Raw genomic sequence first — 18,164 nt, forward strand, 5'->3', positions numbered from 1 at the left:
ATCCTTTATGAAATTGAAATCAAGAAATCTTCAGTCCGGCCAGGTAATGATCGCCTCAGTGATCTTCTTCCTTGGTATTGGTCTGGCCATTCTCACCGGTGTGTCACAGACCACGCTTCGCGATCTGCAGGGAAGCCAAAATGTCGTGAAGTCTCGAGAAAGCTATGCCGTGGCGGAAGCACTTCATGAGGACGTGCTCTACCGTCTCCAAAACGGTATGAATGTCAGTGCAACAGAAAATCTCACACTCAATGGCTATACTGCCTCGACTACCGTCACCGATGTTTCTGGCGGCAAGCAGGTCACCAGTACCGGCGACCGCGACAGCTATATCAAAAAGGTCAGTTCAATGGTGACTACCGGCATGGGGGTGTCTTTCAATTACGGCGTACAGGCGGGCGAAGGGGGTATTGAGTTGCAGAACTCATCTTCTATTCTCGGCAACGTATACTCCAACGGACCGGTCACCGGGTCCGCTGCGGTGAATAACAGCAACGCTGCTAGCCCCGGACTTTCCGGCTCAGCCACGGTCTCGAGCGCGTCAGCTGGCGGTGCCGCAAGCTTCGATTTTTCCGCCGACGGCAGATATGCGTACGTCTTGAGTTCGAACAGCTTTCAGATTGTCGACCTCAACAACCCGACAACGCCAACCGTGGTGGGTTCGGTGACCACCAACTACGGCTCGAATCCGTATCACAACACGCTCGTTACCTCTGGGAATTATCTGTACATCACCTCGCTCAACTCCAGCAATCTAGACATCTACAATATCACCTCGCCAACTAGCCCGACACTCGTGATGCAATTGGCTCTTGGCGGATCGGGAAAGAACGGGCGTATTGCAAATGGCTACCTGTATATCCCACTTTTCAACAGTACAGTCACAAAGATTGTGAATATTTCGAATCCTACGCAGGCCGCGGTAGTGGGCACGATCAGTACCGTCGCGAACCCAGTCTGGGTGACGATCAACGGAAACTATCTGTACATTGGACACGATCTCAATGGCAACTACGGCAGCATCTACTCCTACACTCTCGGGAATCCTGCCAGCCCGACCTATGTCGGTGTGATGCCCGCGGGTACGATGTATAGTCGCACGTATACGCCGTACATTGCCGGACAGTATATGTACGTCATGTCCTATATTTTGAGCGGCATGTACGTGTTGAGTTTATCCAATCCCGCCGTGCCGACGGTGGTGTATGCGACTGCGGCAAACAGTATTCTCGAGCCGCAGTCCATAGATGGTGGCGCAGGGTACCTCTATGTCGGTGTATTTAATACTCACAACACCAGCCAGAGATCCCTCGATGTGTGGAGCCTGGCTAATCCGGCCTTGCCGGTAAAGGTTTCGACGACAAATATTTCTAGCAACGGTGGACCAAACACAGTGAAGGTGAAGAATGGTGCCGTTTTTGTATTGAACGGCGCAAATAATGCTTCGAGCGCCTTCCAGTCGTACGGCGCGATGGGTTCTGGTGGCAATACGATCACTGGTACTGTTGTGTCGGCTGGTTCGACAGGGAGCGTGACGCGAATCAATGCGGCGGGTACTGCGGGATCGATGTACGCAAAAACAATCACCGATTCAGTAGTCACCAAAGACGCGTACTATCAAACCATTACCGGCTCTAGCGTCGGCGGAGTCTCGTATCCGGGCAGTGCCAATCAAGCAACCTCGAGCATGCCGATTTCTGAGGCTACTATTGATCAGTGGGAAACTGACGCTGCGGCGGGAGGGGTGCTGACTACACCGTGTCCGTACAAGATCACCTCTACGGTCACGCTCGGTCCGGTGAAGATTAATTGCGACTTGGAGCTTAGTAACAACGGTATACTGAACTTATCCGGCATGGTGTGGGTAAAGGGAAATGTGTTCATCAAAAATAGTGCGACGATCAATATTAGTCCATCTATATCAGGGCGGACAGCCGCTGTCATTGCTGACAATCCAACAAACCGCACTTCCAGCAGCAAGGTTGAGTTGACCAACACCTCTACGTTTCTTGGGTCGGGGAACAATTCCTATGTAATGGTTGTGTCGCGCAACAAGAGTGCCTCGCTTGGCGGTGGGGAATTCGCCATAAAAGTCGGTAATTCTATCTCAGGAAAGCTTCTTGTGTATGCTCCGAGTGGGATGATTGAAATTGAAAATAGCGCCAGCTTGAAAGAAGCGACGGGCTGGAAATTGCGACTGAAGAATAGTGCCTCAGTAACCTATGAGTCCGGGTTGGCGAACCTACTGTTCACTTCTGGTCCGTCGGGCGGATATCAGATCGATAGCTGGCAAGAGGTGCAATAAGAGGCTCCTGAGGTTATTTGAAAAGGCACGCCATATATTTCTGCTGAAATATTGGCTCCTCTCGCCACCGTCGTGGCTGCGAGAGGCCTTTTCAAATAACCTCAGGAGCCCATTGTCATTGTTGGAGCTTCGTAACTAACACACCGGAAAGCTGCGCAGAAAACCTACTTACTCGCCAAATCGGGGCGATCGGCTTCTGAGCTGAATTGCTCAGCACGCTCATCTTGTCGCGCCTCATGCTCCCTCATCCAGCTTCCGCTGGTATCATTACTAATTTTATTGGCTCCTTCGCCAAGCTTTCGCGTGTGGCGACTTCGGCCGTCATCCATAGGTGCGTTCCTTTTCAAATCCTCCCATGACGGCGTATTCTTCACGACTTCTTGTATACGGGCGAAGGCCGCCTTTGTCTCTGCGGACTCACGCGCTGTTTTCTCTTCTGACGTCTCGATCAACACCGCCTTTCCCGGTTGCCGGCTTTCTTCAAAAAGGGGAATCTGTTCGAATGACATGGGGGTGTTGTTGGTCTTGGGGTTACCGGTTACTTAAACAAGCTCTCGACGGCCTCCTTCACCACCATACCATCGGCCTTGCCCTTGAATTCTTTCATCAGCATGCCGGTGAATTTGCCGACCGCGGTTTTGTCTTTCATGCCGAGCTCGGCTTGACGGACTTTAGCGATCTTCAACACTTCCTCGTAGCTCATCATCTGAGGGAGGAAGGCTTCGAGGATGGTGAGCTCGGCTTTCTCGGCATCCACGAGGTCCTGCCGGCCACCCTTGCCGAATTGGTCGATCGAGTCCTTGCGCTGCTTCACGGCACGCTTGATGAGGGCGAGAGCATCGTCATCGGAGAGGTGCGGGCCAGTGATTTTCTTCGCTACGAGCTCGTTCATGAATGAAGCCAGTAGTCCGCGAAGTACCGAGAGGCGGACTGCGTCTTTCTTGATCATCGCCTCCTTCATTTTCGTCTGGATGGTTTCGTGTAGTAGCATAGTGAATTTAGTATACCGCAAAGGCCCCATTTTGGCACGAGATTTGGTATACTATTCGCATGTCGCAGACCACCATCTCACTCCTTGTCGCCATCGGGGCACTCCTTCTTGCGGGAAACGGTTTTTTGATCTGGAAATTGTTGAAAGGGAAGTCTGAAGCGGAGGAACCAAAAGAAGACACGGGCCTGAAACTCATTCTCCAGCAGATGAACGAGCTCTCGCGAGTGGTGGACAACAAGCTCGGCGACAATGTCCGCCAAATGGGCGAATTTTCGAAAGTGGTGGATTCGAAGATGAACGAAAGCGCGCGGCATATGAACGACACCATTCGCGGTCAATTTGATGTGTCGCAAAAACTACTCAAAGAAGTGACCGAAGGACTTACCAAAATGGAAGAGGGAAATCGCCAAGTGGTGTCTTTTGCTGACCAGCTTCAGGGCTTGCAGGATATTTTGAAAAATCCGAAGCAGCGCGGCATCCTCGGTGAATATTATTTGGAGACGTTACTCAAAAATGTGTTGCCGCCCGGCCAGTACCAGATGCAATATGCTTTTGCGAATGGTGAGATAGTAGACGCGGCCGTGTTTGTGAAAGACAAAGTGATCCCGATTGACTCCAAGTTTTCCCTTGAAAATTACAACCGTATGGTGGAGAGCCGCGACGCTGCCGAGAAGGATCGTTTGAAGAAGCTATTTGAGAACGATCTGAAATTGCGTATTCAGGAAACCTCAAAATACATTCGGCCAAACGAGGGTACGATGGATTTTGCTTTCATGTTCATCCCGCATGAGGCTATCTACTATGACCTGCTGGTGAATACGATTGGTGGTGGTGCCGGCGGTGCCGATGGCGACGAAAATCTCATCCAGCGGGCGGCAGGGAAGTACAAGGTGATTATTGTCTCGCCGACGTCTTTCCTGGCGTACTTGCAGACCGTCCTACAGGGCCTCAAGGCGATGCAGATCGAGGAGCAGGCCAAAGACATCGTGAAGCGTGTCTCGGAGCTCGGCAAGCATTTGAAGACGTATGAGGAGTATCACGGCAAGCTTGGTAATTCTCTCACTACCGTAGTGAACCATTTCAACAATGCCGGCAAGGAATTTAAGAAAATCGACAAAGATGTGATGCGCATCACAGGCGCGTCTGTGGGTATCGAGGCGTTGGTGCTCGACAAGCCGGACTCGGATGAGGTATAGTGGTGTTCGAGCTGATTCTTCGGTTGTCAGTAGGATTCCAAAAGGATCGGCAGGGAGGTGCTTTTTGAACAGAGGCTCCGTTTCCACATGCCTCAGAGGCTTCAAAAAAACCGATCTGGGCCGCTACAGACATTGCGGTCTGGAACCATAGAAATGTAGGAATCCGCAACAAGCCTCGCACGCACTCTGTAACCCACCGAGTTGCGCGCGAGGTCTTTTTACTGGCCGTCTTGCAGGACTTGCCTTTATTTCGCTTTTATGTAGAATAGTGGGACTATGAACGAATTTGCAGTAATCCAGACGGGCGGCAAGCAGTACAAGGTCTCTGTCGGAGACGTTGTTTCTATTGAGAAGCTCGACGCCGTAAAGGTGGGCGACAAGGTCACTTTCGACAAGGTGTTGCTTACCGACAACGGCAAGGAGACCATCGTGGGTGCCCCTTTTATCGCTGGCGCCAAGGTCACCGGCACTCTCGCCTCAGAAGGCCGAGCAAAGAAGATCGACGTCATCCACTACAAGCAGAAGAGCCGATATTTCAAGAAGAATGGTCACCGACAGCCGTTTGTGACCGTGAAGATTGAGGCGGTGAAGTAAAGAAGCGCGCGGAATGCGCGAAAAGAAAACAAAAAACGCCGCAAGGCGTTTTTTGTTTGTGGAGAATAATGTCAAAAAGAAAACCCGTCCGCATGGCTGCGCGACGGGTTCGAATTTGCCACCCCTGTGAGGCTAGTCCTCACAGGGGTTTTCTTTGCAAAAAAGAAAGCCGCAGGACGTATCCTGCGGCTTGGTGAAGTGTTGAATGGTCTCAGGCCCAAATCCTGGCCGAGTATCCTGCGGGAACCTCGAGCGAAGTAGGATTGACCCCATCCCACTTGATTAGTCCGTTTGCCACCAAGCTGGTGATGCGCGGTTGATGGAGATGCTCTTGCTGATTGACCCGCGTAGCGAGGGTGTCAGGGGTATCGTCTTCATTGATCTTCACAAGGCCCCGAAAGAAGACCGGGCCGCGGTCGTATTCTTTCGTGACGAAATGCATGGAGACCGCAGAGTGCGTGACGCTGCGTTGCCTGAAGGCAGCGATCACCGCTTCGTGCACGTGATGTCCGTAAAGACCAGGCCCGCCAAATGCAGGAAGTGGCCCCGGATGGATATTGATGACTGTCCGCGGATTAAAGCGGGTCTTCAGATCAAGACCGGTGACGAGCTTGAGCCAGCCGGAGAGTGCAAAAAGATCAGCACCCGATTGGTCGGCTATCCGCTGGTATGCCTCGGCATTCCAGGGCTTTGGAAAGTGGATGAACGGGACACCTAGCTTGTCGGCCCGCATCCGCACTCCGCCGCCCGGGTGATTCGAGACCACTGCTTGGATGTTCGCATCAAGGACTCCTACTCGAGAGGCGAGGACGAGCTTTTCGAAGCCCGACCCACCGCCATTTTCTGGGTTGCCTGTTGCAAAGACGAGGATGTTCGGTTTGTTCATTTGGTATTCCTTCCACTGAGTTTTCAATCACTACCAGAGAAATCTTTGTCTAGACCAAGCTTACATTACTGAGTATAAAATTAATTGTCAACATTTTGACTTCGCTCTCCGAAACAACTTCAGGGTGGAGATAAAATTTCCTTTATTCTTTCTTTATCTTTTTCGCATTGCAACGGATTTTGCGGGTCGGTAGAATTAAGGGGTGGAAAAAGATGAAATCCAAAACGTGGTAGAGCACAAAATCTATATTATCCGTGGCCAGCGAGTGATGGTGGATTTTGATTTGGCAAAATTGTACAGTGTGGAGACCCGAATTTTGGTGCAGTCGGTGAAGAGAAATCTCGTTCGTTTTCCGGAAGATTTTACCTTCCAGCTCACCCGTGAAGAATTTGCAAACTTGAGATCACAAATTGTGATCTCAAGTTTGGGCCATGGCGGAAGCCGTTATTTGCCATACGTCTTCACCGAACACGGTGTTGCTATGCTCGCTTCTGTACTAAGAAGCCAACGAGCAGCACAAATGAGTATCTTCATCGTCCGAGCCTTCATCAAAATGCGCGAAATGTTGGCGACGCATGCCGATCTAGCGCTGAAGATTGCCGAGATTGAGAGAAAGCAGAAAGAACACGGCGACCAGCTTTCGGCAGTATATTCGGTGGTGAAGCGGTTGATGGATCCGCCAGAGGGGCCGAAAAAGAAAATTGGATTTGCACCTGAGGATGGCCACAAAACTTGAGGTCGCAATTTGCGACTTCAAGTTGTACTACTCGCTCCTCTGCCTCCCGCGAAGGGCATTTTTCACGGTTTCGCTGTCGGAATATTCGAGTTCGAGGCCGGTGGAGAGGCCGCGGCCAAGGGTGCTCACGGTGAGGCCATATTTGGCCACCAAAGGCCCCAAAATGCCCTGTATATAGTGCTGGGTGTGTTCGCCCTCAGGTGTGAGGTTGAAGGCCAAAATCACCTCCTTGAGGCTTTTTGAGGCTTCGGGCATGGTGGACGAATTGTCGGGGTCGAGCGGGTCGTATTTCGGCTTGTTGGCCATCTTTTCGACGAGGCTGGCGAGCTCACGAGAGCGCACGCGTTGTTCAGGATTTTTCTCCAAAATCGGAACCGAACCGCCGAGAATGAAGTATTTGCCGTCGTACGTGTGGCTCTTTTCGATGTTTTCAAAATCCACGTCGCGGCAGACCACGAGCAAGGTTTCTTCGGAGCGACGCGGGTCGGCACAGATCACGCAGAGGTCGGAGGTTTTGGCGCTGAGAGGGAAGAAGCGTTGGCAGGATGAACAGACGCGGATTTGTTTTTTGAGTTCAAGTACGAGCGCGGCGAGCTGCGAGCGATATGCTTCGCTCTGGCCCAGCAGAAAATACACAAAACGCTTCGCTTGGCGCGGGCCGATGCCGGGAAACTGTCGGAACTGCTCGATGAGTTTGCTGATGGTGTCCATTTGAAATCGTCCGCGGCGCTCAGGCGACTCCCGCCGCGCCGCTTATCGCTCGATTATACCCTAAAACTCTCCGCCACCGATGGCGCCGCCAAAGTCTCCGAAGTCGGACTTCTCGATGCTTTGGAAGGTGGTCTTCTTTTCGTCAAAATACAGCTCCACCACACCGGTCGGACCGTTGCGGTGCTTCTCGATCATGATCTTCGCGATGTTTGGGCGGCCAGACTCCTTGTTGTATTTGTCCTCACGGTGGATGAAGAGCACGATGTCCGCATCCTGCTCGATACTGTTGTGCACGATCATGTCATTGGCGATGAAATTGTGCGTGCCGGGTACGGTGGCGTCGAAGACTTCTTCTTCGCCGAGCGGGGTCACGGAGACCACTTCGTCCCAGAAGATGTCCGACTGGGCGAGCGAGGCGAGAGATTGGCTGGTGAGAATGTCGGCGATCTTCATCAGACGTGCGCGAGAAAGGCCGGCCTTGAAGAGGGCGGTGCCATTGTACGAGACCTCCATTTTTTCCGACACGCCACGCCAGCTGATGTCGGCTTCGAGCTTGGCCTGCTTAATGTATGAATGCCAGATATCCTTCGGGATGATATCCACGTTCGGATTCGCTTCGATCTGTCGCAAGGCTACCAGCATCTCCGAAATAATCTCGCCGCGCTTGCCGTAGCAACCAACGATCTCGAGGAAGTGGATCTGCATAATGCTGCCCTGGATGGAGACGTGATAATTCGGTCGATAGGTTTTGCCGGCCTTGTGCTGGGCGACCTCGCGGAGCGTGCTCAAAATGCCGAGGCGAAGCAAAAGGTGCTGCACCTGTTCGGCGAGGGTCTTGCTGGTGGAGGCGTAGTAGATGGCACCGGCTGTTTTTCGGCCGGAGAACGGCGCGGCGTGCGAAGGGTGAATGAACGAAATATTGCCATCGGTCGCCCAGAGGTGCTTCAAAAAGAAGGCGATGTCGATCTGCGAGGATTGGAAGAGTGCATTCGGAATGACTTTCTTGTACGAACGCTCCGATGCGATACCGAGCTTTTGATACCAGAGAGTGATCGGATGCTTTTTGTGATGACCAAGATGATATGGGGATGGCAAGTACAGGTGCCACCAATTTTCCTGTGCCACTTGCCGCGGGGTGATGCCAAACAGGGCTTTTGCAGCTTCAGCTACGACCGCGAGGTTCGCCGGGTCGGCGCTAGTGTAATGGATGGGCTGGCGAGGCAATACGCAGCCGTCGCCAAGCAGGTGGGCGAGGAGAATAAGCTCGTGCTGGCTCAAAATGAGGCCGTGGACAGGCGCCATGCCGGTGACGGTGTCGAGCTGCCTCGGAGTGGCGATGTGGGTGTGGAGGCCAAGTTCGTCGAGGCGGTGCCAGCCAGCCACGGTCATGAATGGATGGTTGCCGGAGGCTTTGATCGTGCGGCCAGAGCGCGTCTTCAGTTCAAACAGCTTTTTCACGCCGCTCGAGAATACCTTGGTGGCGTGTTTGATCTGTACTTTGTTTTCCTTGTTCAATGAAAAGACGGGAATGTTTGTCTGGCCGACCAATGACTTTATGGTCACGCGTTCGCCAGTGTCGGCGCGGGTGATGAGGGTGTCGCCAGCTAGGCAACCAGAATCTCGCAGGTCGGAGAGGCGAGGCTCCCCACCGCGCTGCTCCACGGCTCGGGAGAGTTGGGAGAGGGCGATCACGGGCACCTTGAGCTCCTTGGCGAGCTGCTTGAGAGAACGTGAAATTTCGGTGGTCTGTTGTACGAGGTTGTCGCTGCCCTTGGTCTGGGTGGGGGTCATGAGCTGGAGGTAGTCGACGATGATGAGACCGAGTCCCTTGTCTTTTTTGAGTCGGCGGGCGACAGAGCGCATCTTGAGGATGTTGTTGCCGGCTTGGTCGTCGATAAAGATTGGCGCGCGTGAGAGGCGGTCCATGGCGCCGCGGAGCTTCACGAAATCTTCCTCCGCGGCGACCTTGCCGTTGCGCAAACTCCAAGAGTCGATCTGGGATTCAGCAGAAAGCATGCGGTCCACCAGTGACTGTGCTGACATTTCCAAAGAGAAGATGGCGACGGGTGTGTTGTGATTGATCGCGGTTTTGCGAGCAAAGTCGAGCGCGAGCGATGTCTTACCCATCGAAGGTCGTGCCGCGAGGATGATGAGGTCGGATTCCTGAAAGCCGGAGAGCTTGTTGTCGAGCTCTCGAAAGCCGGTCGGTACACCGCGGAGTTCGCCTTTGTTTTGCGAGAGTTTGTCGAAACGCTCCCAGGCTTCGTTGAGCGTGTCTTTGATTTCCACCACCTTGTGGCCATTGTCGAAGCTGGTCACCTCGAAGACGCGCTTCTCGGCTTTGTCGAGGAGTTCATTTATTTCTGCCGATTCGTCGTATCCGAGGCCGGAGATGAATTCCGACGCGTCGATGAGTTGGCGCATCATGAATTTGTTCTTCACCGTCGTGCCATAGTGGACGATGTTAGCCGAAGAGGGGACGGCGTTCGCAAGCTCGGCGATGTAGCTGGCGCCGCCGATCTGGTCGAGCTGGTTGTTCTCGCGGAGGCGGGTGGTGAGGGTGAGCATGTCGATCGGCGTACTCTTGGTGAAGAGCTCCATCATCGAGCGGAAGATGATGCGATGCTTTTCGGAATAGAAAACTCGGTCGTTGATCGAGTCGTTGATCTCGTTGATCGCGTCCGAGCGCAGCATGATCGAACCGAGCAACGCTTTTTCAGCGTCGAGGTTTTGGGGTGGAATTCGCAGATTGGTGGCCATTCGGCTATTCTACCTTTTGCGCCTGCCCGCGGGCAATGCCTTCGCGCGGGCGAAAAGGGAATAAGGTGTGGAGAGGGTGGGGATAGGGTCTCGTCCGTCACTTTTTTGCTAGTGCCACCCACGATTATGGTAAAATTGTCATATCGTGTTTATTCCAAAAACCAAGAGAATAGCCGAGCTTGCGAGGCTATTTCCAGATGTCGTGAGGGAACTGGAGGTCATTTTTGCCGATAGTGCCAACGTCTATATTGATTGGGCGAACGTGATCCATTGGCAAGAAAGGTTAGGATTTCATATTCACCTCGGTAGGCTGAAACAGCTACTCGATTCATTTTCCCATGTGAAAATCATCCGTTTTTATACAGGTACGCTTCTAGGTAACGAAAAGTCGGAACAGGCGATTGTGGATGCAGAGAACCTCGGATACCAAGTAAAGACAAAACCGGTGAAGGTGATGAAAATGTCCATTAATACTTCCAGTATCGCCCCAAATTCGCCGGCTTTGCTAGAGAATTTTATTAAAAAATGTCTGTTGTCCAAGCTGAGTCTGGAAACGATTGAATTACTCAATGAGAAGCTGGCTGAATTTAATAAGCAGGGAGTTACGTTCATCGAGGATATGAAATGTAATTTTGATGTAGAGATTGGCAGAGACATGCTCCAAGACTTTGACGGGGCTGATCTGAGCACATTCATTTTGTGGAGCGGCGATGGCGATTTTGTCGATCCAATCAATCAGTTGGTGAAAGACAATAAGAAAGTGTTCCTGTTCGCTACGTCGAGAGCCGTTTCTTATGAGCTGAATGAGATAAGGGTCCCTATTTTTGATATCAAAAAAATTAAAGAATTCATTTGTTGGCCAAAGGAAATACCGCACAGTATCAAGGATAAAATCGATCGATAGAGGTAGTAGTGTAAAAAGCCAAAGGGACTCCTTGCGGAGCCCCTAAGCGATAGATTTATTGATCTTTCGATCAAGGATAATGTAGCAAAAAACAGACCTAAAGTCAAAGTTATCCACAGCAGTAATGAAAGGGGCTCCATAGGTAATTAGCCGTTTGGAACCCTTTTCGTCGTAATGCTCTATGGTAACAGACTATTTTTCACCAAAGTACTGCCTTTTGCTGTATCCACGATATCGTATCCTTTTTCTTTAATTGCTGCGCGTAGTTCGTCGGACTTTTTGAAGTCTCTATTTTGTCGAGCGAGGTCACGGGCATCTTTGAGGGCGACAATTTCTGGGGCAAAAACATACGAAAGCACGCCGACTGAAGTATTTTGTTTCAGACCGAGCACTTTGTCGAACTCCATGAGTGTACTCATTTTCTCCTCGCTACTCACTGAACCATCTTTCAGCATGTCCCAGATGGTTGCCAGGACCTTCGAAGTATTGAGGTCGTCATTAATCGCTGAGTCAAGAACTTTTCTGTATCTAGCGTGCGTTTTGTCAGAAACGGATCCTTTCGGAAGCCCGCGCACTTGCTCGAGCAGCCGCTCATACGCCGTCTGCGCACCCTTCACGGCCTCCCAGGTGAAATTCATTTGCGTGCGATAGGAGGCGGTGAGGAGCCAGTAGCGAAAGCCAAGCGGGGTCACGCCGTGGGCAGCGAGGTCTTTTAGATAGATAGTGTTGCCGAGCGACTTCGAAATTTTTTGTCCGTCAATGAGTAGATGTGCGCCGTGCAGCCAAAATCGGACAAAGGCTTTACCTGTCGAGGCTTCGGATTGCGCGATCTCATTGTTGTGATGGGTCGGGATGTGGTCGATGCCGCCGGTGTGAATGTCGATGGTCGTGCCCAGTAGCTTCATGGCCATCGCCGAACATTCGATATGCCAGCCTGGAAAACCGACGCCCCACGGCGATGGCCATTCCTGGTCGCGCTTCGTATTAGAAAACTTCCACAACGCAAAGTCGGTCGAATGTCGCTTTTCACTGTTGACGGCGATACGATGACCTTCGGAGAGGCCGGCGATGTCGATATTCCCAAGCTTGCCATACTGCGGAAACTTTGAGGTATCAAAATAGATGCCGTCGGAGATTTTGTAAGTGAAGCCTGTGCGCTCGAGCTGCTCGATGAGAGCGATCTGTTCGGGAATATAGCTGGTGGCGCGAGGAAACTCGGTGGCCGGAGATTGTCCCGATGCAAATTCAATATTTAGCGCCGCAAGTCCGCCAAAAAATTCCTTCGTGTAGTCCTCCGAAATCTCCTTCGACGAGCGCTGCTGCTTCTGTGCTGTTACCTGCATCTTGTCTTCGCCTTCGTCGCCGTCGCCGACAAGGTGGCCGACATCGGTGATGTTGATCACTTGTTGTACGCGATACCCACCATGCTCAAGGGTACGTTTCAAAATATCGGCAAAAACGTACGCGCGGTAATTGCCGATGTGGAGCGATTGGTACACGGTTGGCCCGCAGTTGTACATGGTGACGGTCTTGTTGGGGATGCCCAAAAAGCCGAGTACACCTTTGCGCGACGGTGTGAAGACCTCTTTCTGTTTGGTGAGTGTATTGTACAGGCGAATTTCGGACATGGTTTTGCTGGTTTGTGCAGCTCTTACAGCCACCTCTTGTATTTAAAGAAGCCGAGGAGGCCAAGCGAGCAGGCGATGATAACAGTCAAAGTGATCGCATAGTTGCCAGCCGCGGCGAGGAAGGGGTTGGAGGCGAGGTCCAGCGTGAGGACAGCGATGATGAGATCGACGGAGAAGATGATCGACGTGATGACGGTGAAGAATTTCATCACCTCGTTCTGTTTGGTACTCAAGAGGGAGTCGTTGGTCGAGCGGAGCTCTTCGAGCAGCTCGAATTGGCCGCGAATGACTTCTTCGATCTTGCCGTACTCGTCGATAAGGCGACGGACATGGGACTCGTATCCTTGGCCGAAAAAAGCCTCGCTCATCGCGCCATATGTGGTGAGGATGCTGCGGTGGTGGCCGAGCGTTTTTTTGAGATCAAGCAGCGAACGGCTCACGGTGGAGAGTTCGAATACCATTTCCTTCTCACGCTCGGCAAAAATATCTTCCTCAATGCGGATGAGTTGGTCGTCCATCGCGTCGAGCTCATCGCGTAGGGATTTGTAGATGCGCTCCATCATATAGAAGAAGATGTAGCCAGCGTGTTCACCCATTTCGCCCTTGTCGAGCACGGAATTGACCTCAAAGACCTTCGCAAAATGGTGCAACGGGTCGATGGTGTCGTATCGGGCAGTGATGATGACATCTTTCCCGATGAGAAAGTCGATCTCCTGGACGCGACCCTTGGTAAGCCCCCTTTTCTTGGTCCGTTGAGTGATGGCGGGGAAGTTGAGAACAAGGTAGAGGAATTCGGGAAACTTCTCGATGCGTGGCTTGAGGTTCGGGCTGAGCAATTCTTGTGCCACAAGTGGGTCAAGCCGATATTCCTCCATCACTTTCTTCACTTCATCTCGAGTGGGCGACTCGAGGTCGATCCAAGTGAGTTTTTTGTAGGTATAGGTGTTGATCATTTCGGACATTATACCGCGCCTTCTATTCGTTGACCACGGGTAGCGCATTTGCGATAATGTCTCGACATGAAAACATACAAAACAGTGGCAGCCTTCGCGAAAAGTCGAGTCGCGCTCGGTATCTATATTGCCCTCGTGCTGGTGGCGGTATTTGGTCTCGGCACATTGGCGGGCTATGCCAATCGACCAGAAGTGTCCAAGCTCACTGGCTTGCTCAATCGAGAAAATGAGATCTCGGATACTGCAGACTTCGAGACATTTTGGCGGGCGTGGCGGATTTTGAACGAAAAACACGTATCCTCAAAAGAAATTTTGCCTCAGGAGAAGGTCTGGGGTGCTATCGAGGGACTCGCGAGCGCTTTTAAGGATCCATACACCGTCTTTATGCCACCAGTAGAGGCGAAAGACTTTGACAGTCAGGTGAGCGGCGTTTTTGGTGGGGTTGGTATGGAGATTGGTCTGAAAGACAACATTGTCACTGTCATCACACCACTCAAAGGATCTCCGGCGGAGAAGGCGGGGATGCGAAGTGGGGATAAAGTGCTCGAGATCAACGGTAAGATCACTTCGGGGATGTCCACTGAAGATGCGGTGCATTTGATCCGCGGCGAAGTGGGCACTCTGGCGAAGCTCCTCGTATTCCGACAGGGTCGCAAGCTGCCTTTTGAGGTGGAGATCACCCGCGCAGTCATCCAGATTCCGACTATCGATACCGAGAAGCGAGCCGATGGGATATTTGTCATCCGTCTCTACAACTTCTCCGCACCGTCGGCCAATCTATTTCGGGAAGCGTTGCAGGAGTTTGTCGATTCCGGTCTCAATAAGCTTATCCTCGACTTGCGTGGCAACCCCGGCGGCTATCTCGATGCTGCAGCAGACATGGCGAGCTGGTTTTTGCCAAAAGGAACATTGATCGTGCGTGAAAACTATGGCGAGAAGCAGGTGGAGGATACGCTGCGCAGCTCTGGATATGATGTGTTTGCCGATAAACCGATTAAAATGGTGATTTTGGTGAATGGCGGCTCGGCTTCAGCCTCAGAAATTTTGGCAGGCGCTCTCAGCGAGCATGGCGTGGCAAAATTGGTGGGTACGCAGACTTTCGGCAAGGGATCGGTACAGGAATTGATCAAGCTCACCAGCGACACCAATTTGAAGGTGACAATTGCGAAGTGGTATACCCCGAACGGCGTGTCGATTTCAGAGAAAGGCATCTCGCCAGACTATGTAGTTGACTTAACCGAAGAGGACGTGAATAATCAAAGGGATCCTCAAATGGACAAGGCGGTGCAGGTGCTCTTCGGCAAGGCTGGTGCGCCGACCGCGAAGAAATAGAGAAAGTCTCAAGTATTTATAAAAATAATCTAACATCCGTATGAAAGTTGTACTCCTGAAAGATGTGCCGAAACTCGGCAAGAAGTTCGAAATCAAGAATGTGGCCGACGGCCACGCGCTCAACAGCCTCATTCCTCAAGGTTTGGTGGCGGTTGCGACTGATGCAGTGGTGAAGCGTTCCGAGGCGGAGAAGGCCGTCATCGCCGACAAGCGCAAGAAAGAAGAAGCTGAGCTTGTGAAGAATCTCGACGCCGTGAAGGCTCTCCAACTGCAGATTGTTGCGAAAGCCAATCCAAAGGGTCACCTGTTCTCATCGATTCACAAGGCCGAGATCGCCGCAGAGATCCGCAAGGCGGGTATCGCTATCGACGCTGAATTCATCTCTCTCGACAAGCCGATTAAGGAAGTGGGTGAACACACCATCGAGATTGTGGCAGGAGGCAAGTCTGCGAAGTGCAAGCTGGTGATTGTGGCGGCGTAAGATTGCCTCGCTAGAGGTATCCTGCGGAGAAAAAAGCATAGTGCGGATTTGTCATACTTTCCTCATACTTTTGTATGACAAATCCGCATCTACAAAAAAACAGCGCGCCGCCAGTTGCAACAAAAAACAGCCTCATTTTGAGAGGCTGTTTTTTGTGTCTGCTCCGTTATCTTAAATTACGTTAACGACTTTTTTAACCGCATTGCTGCCGTCAAAGTTGATCTTTCGCTTGCTTGAAAAAGCTACCTTGCCTTCCTTGATTGCGAAAATAGTGTGGTCCTTGCCAGTTTCGGTGCCCTTGCCCGCGAGGATGCGGGTGCCGCGCTGTCGTACGATGATCGAGCCCACTGAAGCCTTTTCACCAGCAAAAAGCTTAATACCGAGGTATTTTGGGTTCGAATCTCTGAGGTTTTTGGCCGATCCCGCGGCCTTTTTGGTTGCCATAGTAGCTTATAATTTGTTATGTAATTTAGATTGTGAGTATACCGAAAGAAGCCGAAAAAGGCAAGGAATGGGGTGGGGAAGGGCGAATTACGAGCACTTTTCGGCCGTTTTATCGCCCCATCCGGCAGATCTCCTCGAAATGCTTCGCCAAAAGCGGCTGCATAGAGAGCCGACTGCCCACCTGGGTCAAAGGAATGCCTTTGAGCTTGGGATTGGCCTTGATCGCGCCAATCGGCACCGGCTGGGCGAATTTCTCAACAAAGGCCATATCCACCTGCATCCAGATCGGACTTTCGGCGCTCGCCTTCGGGTCGTAGTGATCGTCTTTTGGGTCAAGGGCTGTTGAGTCGGCATATGGAGTGCTCGCCACATGCGCTACACCCACCGCTGATGGGGGATTGGTACTTGAGTGATAGAAGATCACGAGGTCGTCCACTTGCATGCTGTCGCGCATGAAGTTACGTGCCTGATAGTTGCGAATGCCGCTCCAACCCGTCTTTTTGTCGCGCCGCAAGTCCTCGATCGAGTAGCATGTCGGCTCGCTTTTGATTAACCAGTATTGCATTGTGGCGTGTCTGAGGCAGGGGCTTTGCTGTTGGCTACGAGCTATTTTCTTTTTCCCAATGCCACCAAGCCATATCCCGCTGCGAGCAGCGCGATGCCGGCAAAGATGAGGGCGATTGGCCAGCCAAGACTATCGACAAAGTATTCACTGGTAAATCGGATGATGAGGATGAAGACAAAAAGCGCGCTGGTTTTGAGCAGGGTGCGGTTGCCACTTCGGCTTGCCAAATAGAGGCCGCCGAGGACCGCGAGCACGCTCACGAACTCCCAAAGGAAGCTCTGTTCTGGACTCCAGCCGCTCAACGCAATTAGTGCACCTAGAATGCCAGCGGCGCCGAAGAAGGTGAGGAAGCGGTCGAAGGCTCGCTCGTCGCGCGCTTCAACAGTTTCGGTGCCGCGTCGGCCGCTCAGTGTCGATTGGATTAACAGGTACGCTGTACCGAGAGCGATGGTGACGTATTCGTAGGTATCTTCGAATAGGTTGGCACTACCAGAGATGTCCAAAAAGTAGCCCACTGCCGCGTAGATAGTGCAGGTTGCGAAGACGAGTGTGAAGAAGGCAAATTCTACCCCACGGAAAATGAAGAGGGAAGCGCCGTAGATGGCGGTGAGTAGTAGGCAGATGGTGGTCGACCAGCCGAAGGTGGCGTAGTCGATCCCGGCCGTATCAAGCGATACAAACATGCCGATCGGCGCCAAAATACCACTTACAAAGAAGAGGATACGGCTAATCTTCCCGTGGTCAGCATCGCCGCGGAGCAACGCGCCTGCGATGTAGGCTGCAGCTGCTAGGCCAAGAGTGATTGCGATACGAACCGCACCGTTGAGATCGTCCCAGAATCGGAAGACAAATGAGCCAATGCCGGCGATGAGCACCAGAGCCCCAATGCCGTAGAGGATCGAGGTGGCAGTGATGCGGTGGCCGCTCGATGCCGATAAGTCAGTCGCATTACCCGTTTGCGCCTGGAGCACGGCCTGGATTTCGCTTGCTGATACGGTACCCGCCGCGATTTGTCGAGAAATGAGGTCTAGAAGCGATTGTTTGTCCATAAAAGTGTACGTATAATAAAAAATTATAATCTGAGGTATTCTACCCAGCTGATCAATCGGAACCCATTGGCGTAATCGTAGTAGGTGTTTGGTGAAGCTGAATTGCGGATAGTGATCTCTTTGTTCCACGTGCCATTCTTCAAGTACAGACTGTTGTAGTTGTAGCGATAGCCACCGCCGAAGAGTTCGCCGAAGAGGCCGCCGTGGCCGCCGTAGTTGTTCGAGACGCTCGTGCCATCTGGAGCTGAACCGTCGCCGGTGAGCTTGCCAAGAGAGTTTGCCCGCTCAAAACTGATCTCGCTAAAGGTGTCGGACGCTGCTTGGTAGAGGTAGAGCTTCGGGTAGTGTGGATCGGCCGTTTTTACATCTACCGGAGGGGTAGGGAGGGGATTTTTCTTCAGGACGCCAAAGGTGTTGGGTGAAGCATCGGCCAAAGAATAGGGAACCCAACCATTGCAGTAATAGTTGCAGCCGGATTCGATAGTGTAGATGAAGTCGTACTTAGGAGTAAAAAAGAGGCGAGGGAGAAGCACTGAACCGATGATGAATAAAAGGATGAGTACCGGGAGGGCACCCGCGATGACGATCTTGGTTTGGTTGTTCATTGACACAGTATACGCCTAAAGGGC

General features: G+C 52.1%; 18 protein-coding genes. 7 read left to right on the top strand and 11 right to left on the bottom strand.

Going from position 1 to position 18,164, the window contains the following annotated elements; all coding sequences use genetic code 11:
- Positions 1–7 precede the first annotated feature (7 nt).
- Complete coding sequence (locus tag AAB391_00600; GenBank protein ID MEK7644810.1) at positions 8–2,305, top strand: hypothetical protein; 2,298 nt, start codon at positions 8–10, stop codon at positions 2,303–2,305.
- A 164-nt stretch (positions 2,306–2,469) separates the two neighbouring features.
- Here the strand turns inward: AAB391_00600 and AAB391_00605 are convergent, their stop codons facing one another.
- Both AAB391_00605 and AAB391_00610 read right to left on the bottom strand, forming a co-directional pair.
- Entirely contained in the window at positions 2,470–2,814 is a 345-nt protein-coding gene (locus AAB391_00605; GenBank protein ID MEK7644811.1) for a hypothetical protein, read from the bottom strand.
- A 29-nt stretch (positions 2,815–2,843) separates the two neighbouring features.
- On the bottom strand, positions 2,844–3,296 hold the full coding sequence (locus AAB391_00610) for a GatB/YqeY domain-containing protein (protein MEK7644812.1): 453 nt from the start codon (positions 3,294–3,296) through the stop codon (positions 2,844–2,846).
- Between the two features lie 59 nt (positions 3,297–3,355).
- Between AAB391_00610 and AAB391_00615 the strand changes: the two genes are divergently transcribed.
- Together AAB391_00615 and rplU are read left to right on the top strand one after the other, a co-directional pair.
- Positions 3,356–4,492, top strand: a complete 1,137-nt coding sequence (locus AAB391_00615) for a DNA recombination protein RmuC (GenBank protein ID MEK7644813.1) — start codon at positions 3,356–3,358, stop codon at positions 4,490–4,492.
- A gap of 276 nt (positions 4,493–4,768) precedes the next feature.
- Positions 4,769–5,086: a 50S ribosomal protein L21 gene (gene rplU / locus AAB391_00620; protein MEK7644814.1), complete on the top strand. Its 318-nt coding sequence runs from the start codon at positions 4,769–4,771 to the stop codon at positions 5,084–5,086.
- A 211-nt stretch (positions 5,087–5,297) separates the two neighbouring features.
- On the opposite strand, the gene AAB391_00625 is transcribed toward rplU, so the two are convergent.
- Positions 5,298–5,972, bottom strand: a complete 675-nt coding sequence (locus AAB391_00625) for a formyltransferase family protein (protein MEK7644815.1) — start codon at positions 5,970–5,972, stop codon at positions 5,298–5,300.
- A gap of 202 nt (positions 5,973–6,174) precedes the next feature.
- Here AAB391_00625 and AAB391_00630 point away from each other — a divergent pair, with 202 nt between their 5' ends.
- Complete coding sequence (locus tag AAB391_00630; protein ID MEK7644816.1) at positions 6,175–6,708, top strand: ORF6N domain-containing protein; 534 nt, start codon at positions 6,175–6,177, stop codon at positions 6,706–6,708.
- Positions 6,709–6,735: 27 nt separating this feature from the next.
- Here AAB391_00630 and AAB391_00635 read toward each other — a convergent pair whose 3' ends face one another.
- Positions 6,736–7,419, bottom strand: a complete 684-nt coding sequence (locus AAB391_00635) for a toprim domain-containing protein (GenBank protein MEK7644817.1) — start codon at positions 7,417–7,419, stop codon at positions 6,736–6,738.
- A 60-nt stretch (positions 7,420–7,479) separates the two neighbouring features.
- Complete coding sequence (locus AAB391_00640; GenBank protein MEK7644818.1) at positions 7,480–10,179, bottom strand: replicative DNA helicase; 2,700 nt, start codon at positions 10,177–10,179, stop codon at positions 7,480–7,482.
- A gap of 145 nt (positions 10,180–10,324) precedes the next feature.
- Here AAB391_00640 and AAB391_00645 point away from each other — a divergent pair, with 145 nt between their 5' ends.
- Positions 10,325–11,083, top strand: a complete 759-nt coding sequence (locus AAB391_00645; GenBank protein ID MEK7644819.1) for an NYN domain-containing protein — start codon at positions 10,325–10,327, stop codon at positions 11,081–11,083.
- A 179-nt stretch (positions 11,084–11,262) separates the two neighbouring features.
- Here the strand turns inward: AAB391_00645 and cysS are convergent, their stop codons facing one another.
- Both cysS and AAB391_00655 read right to left on the bottom strand, forming a co-directional pair.
- Positions 11,263–12,711 carry a cysteine--tRNA ligase gene (gene cysS, locus AAB391_00650; protein ID MEK7644820.1) on the bottom strand — a complete coding sequence of 483 codons (1,449 nt, stop codon included), beginning with the start codon at positions 12,709–12,711 and terminating at the stop codon, positions 11,263–11,265.
- A 23-nt stretch (positions 12,712–12,734) separates the two neighbouring features.
- Positions 12,735–13,664, bottom strand: a complete 930-nt coding sequence (locus AAB391_00655; protein ID MEK7644821.1) for a CorA family divalent cation transporter — start codon at positions 13,662–13,664, stop codon at positions 12,735–12,737.
- Positions 13,665–13,730: 66 nt separating this feature from the next.
- On the opposite strand from AAB391_00655, the gene AAB391_00660 reads away from it, so the two are divergent.
- On the top strand, positions 13,731–14,996 hold the full coding sequence (locus tag AAB391_00660; protein ID MEK7644822.1) for a S41 family peptidase: 1,266 nt from the start codon (positions 13,731–13,733) through the stop codon (positions 14,994–14,996).
- Between the two features lie 40 nt (positions 14,997–15,036).
- Positions 15,037–15,477, top strand: coding sequence for a 50S ribosomal protein L9 (gene rplI, locus AAB391_00665; GenBank protein ID MEK7644823.1), 441 nt, complete (start codon positions 15,037–15,039; stop codon positions 15,475–15,477).
- A gap of 171 nt (positions 15,478–15,648) precedes the next feature.
- Here rplI and AAB391_00670 read toward each other — a convergent pair whose 3' ends face one another.
- The 4 genes from AAB391_00670 to AAB391_00685 all read right to left on the bottom strand — a co-directional run bounded on the left by AAB391_00670 (position 15,649) and on the right by AAB391_00685 (position 18,140).
- Positions 15,649–15,921, bottom strand: coding sequence for a 50S ribosomal protein L27 (locus tag AAB391_00670; GenBank protein ID MEK7644824.1), 273 nt, complete (start codon positions 15,919–15,921; stop codon positions 15,649–15,651).
- A gap of 109 nt (positions 15,922–16,030) precedes the next feature.
- Complete coding sequence (locus AAB391_00675; GenBank protein MEK7644825.1) at positions 16,031–16,486, bottom strand: EVE domain-containing protein; 456 nt, start codon at positions 16,484–16,486, stop codon at positions 16,031–16,033.
- Positions 16,487–16,527: 41 nt separating this feature from the next.
- On the bottom strand, positions 16,528–17,535 hold the full coding sequence (locus AAB391_00680) for a DUF2157 domain-containing protein (protein MEK7644826.1): 1,008 nt from the start codon (positions 17,533–17,535) through the stop codon (positions 16,528–16,530).
- A 23-nt stretch (positions 17,536–17,558) separates the two neighbouring features.
- Positions 17,559–18,140 (bottom strand): hypothetical protein, encoded by a 582-nt coding sequence (locus tag AAB391_00685; GenBank protein ID MEK7644827.1) that lies wholly within the window; start codon positions 18,138–18,140, stop codon positions 17,559–17,561.
- Positions 18,141–18,164: the final 24 nt, after the last annotated feature.

The sequence above is a fragment of the Patescibacteria group bacterium genome, from assembly GCA_038065315.1.
In the GTDB taxonomy this organism is placed as follows: Bacteria; Patescibacteriota; Minisyncoccia; order Phycocordibacterales; family JBBTRF01; genus JBBTRF01.

What these genes read in the sequence shown, in the direction of transcription:
- AAB391_00655 (MEK7644821.1), bottom strand. Translation starts at nt 13,664, where the DNA reads ATGATCAACACCTATACCTACAAAAAACTCACTTGGATCGACCTCGAG.
- AAB391_00625 (MEK7644815.1), bottom strand. Translation starts at nt 5,972, where the DNA reads ATGAACAAACCGAACATCCTCGTCTTTGCAACAGGCAACCCAGAAAAT.
- rplI (MEK7644823.1), top strand. Translation starts at nt 15,037, where the DNA reads ATGAAAGTTGTACTCCTGAAAGATGTGCCGAAACTCGGCAAGAAGTTC.
- AAB391_00680 (MEK7644826.1), bottom strand. Translation starts at nt 17,535, where the DNA reads ATGGACAAACAATCGCTTCTAGACCTCATTTCTCGACAAATCGCGGCG.
- AAB391_00635 (MEK7644817.1), bottom strand. Translation starts at nt 7,419, where the DNA reads ATGGACACCATCAGCAAACTCATCGAGCAGTTCCGACAGTTTCCCGGC.
- cysS (MEK7644820.1), bottom strand. Translation starts at nt 12,711, where the DNA reads ATGTCCGAAATTCGCCTGTACAATACACTCACCAAACAGAAAGAGGTC.
- AAB391_00660 (MEK7644822.1), top strand. Translation starts at nt 13,731, where the DNA reads ATGAAAACATACAAAACAGTGGCAGCCTTCGCGAAAAGTCGAGTCGCG.
- rplU (MEK7644814.1), top strand. Translation starts at nt 4,769, where the DNA reads ATGAACGAATTTGCAGTAATCCAGACGGGCGGCAAGCAGTACAAGGTC.
- AAB391_00640 (MEK7644818.1), bottom strand. Translation starts at nt 10,179, where the DNA reads ATGGCCACCAATCTGCGAATTCCACCCCAAAACCTCGACGCTGAAAAA.
- AAB391_00675 (MEK7644825.1), bottom strand. Translation starts at nt 16,486, where the DNA reads ATGCAATACTGGTTAATCAAAAGCGAGCCGACATGCTACTCGATCGAG.
- AAB391_00615 (MEK7644813.1), top strand. Translation starts at nt 3,356, where the DNA reads ATGTCGCAGACCACCATCTCACTCCTTGTCGCCATCGGGGCACTCCTT.
- AAB391_00610 (MEK7644812.1), bottom strand. Translation starts at nt 3,296, where the DNA reads ATGCTACTACACGAAACCATCCAGACGAAAATGAAGGAGGCGATGATC.
- AAB391_00670 (MEK7644824.1), bottom strand. Translation starts at nt 15,921, where the DNA reads ATGGCAACCAAAAAGGCCGCGGGATCGGCCAAAAACCTCAGAGATTCG.
- AAB391_00600 (MEK7644810.1), top strand. Translation starts at nt 8, where the DNA reads ATGAAATTGAAATCAAGAAATCTTCAGTCCGGCCAGGTAATGATCGCC.
- AAB391_00685 (MEK7644827.1), bottom strand. Translation starts at nt 18,140, where the DNA reads ATGAACAACCAAACCAAGATCGTCATCGCGGGTGCCCTCCCGGTACTC.
- AAB391_00605 (MEK7644811.1), bottom strand. Translation starts at nt 2,814, where the DNA reads ATGTCATTCGAACAGATTCCCCTTTTTGAAGAAAGCCGGCAACCGGGA.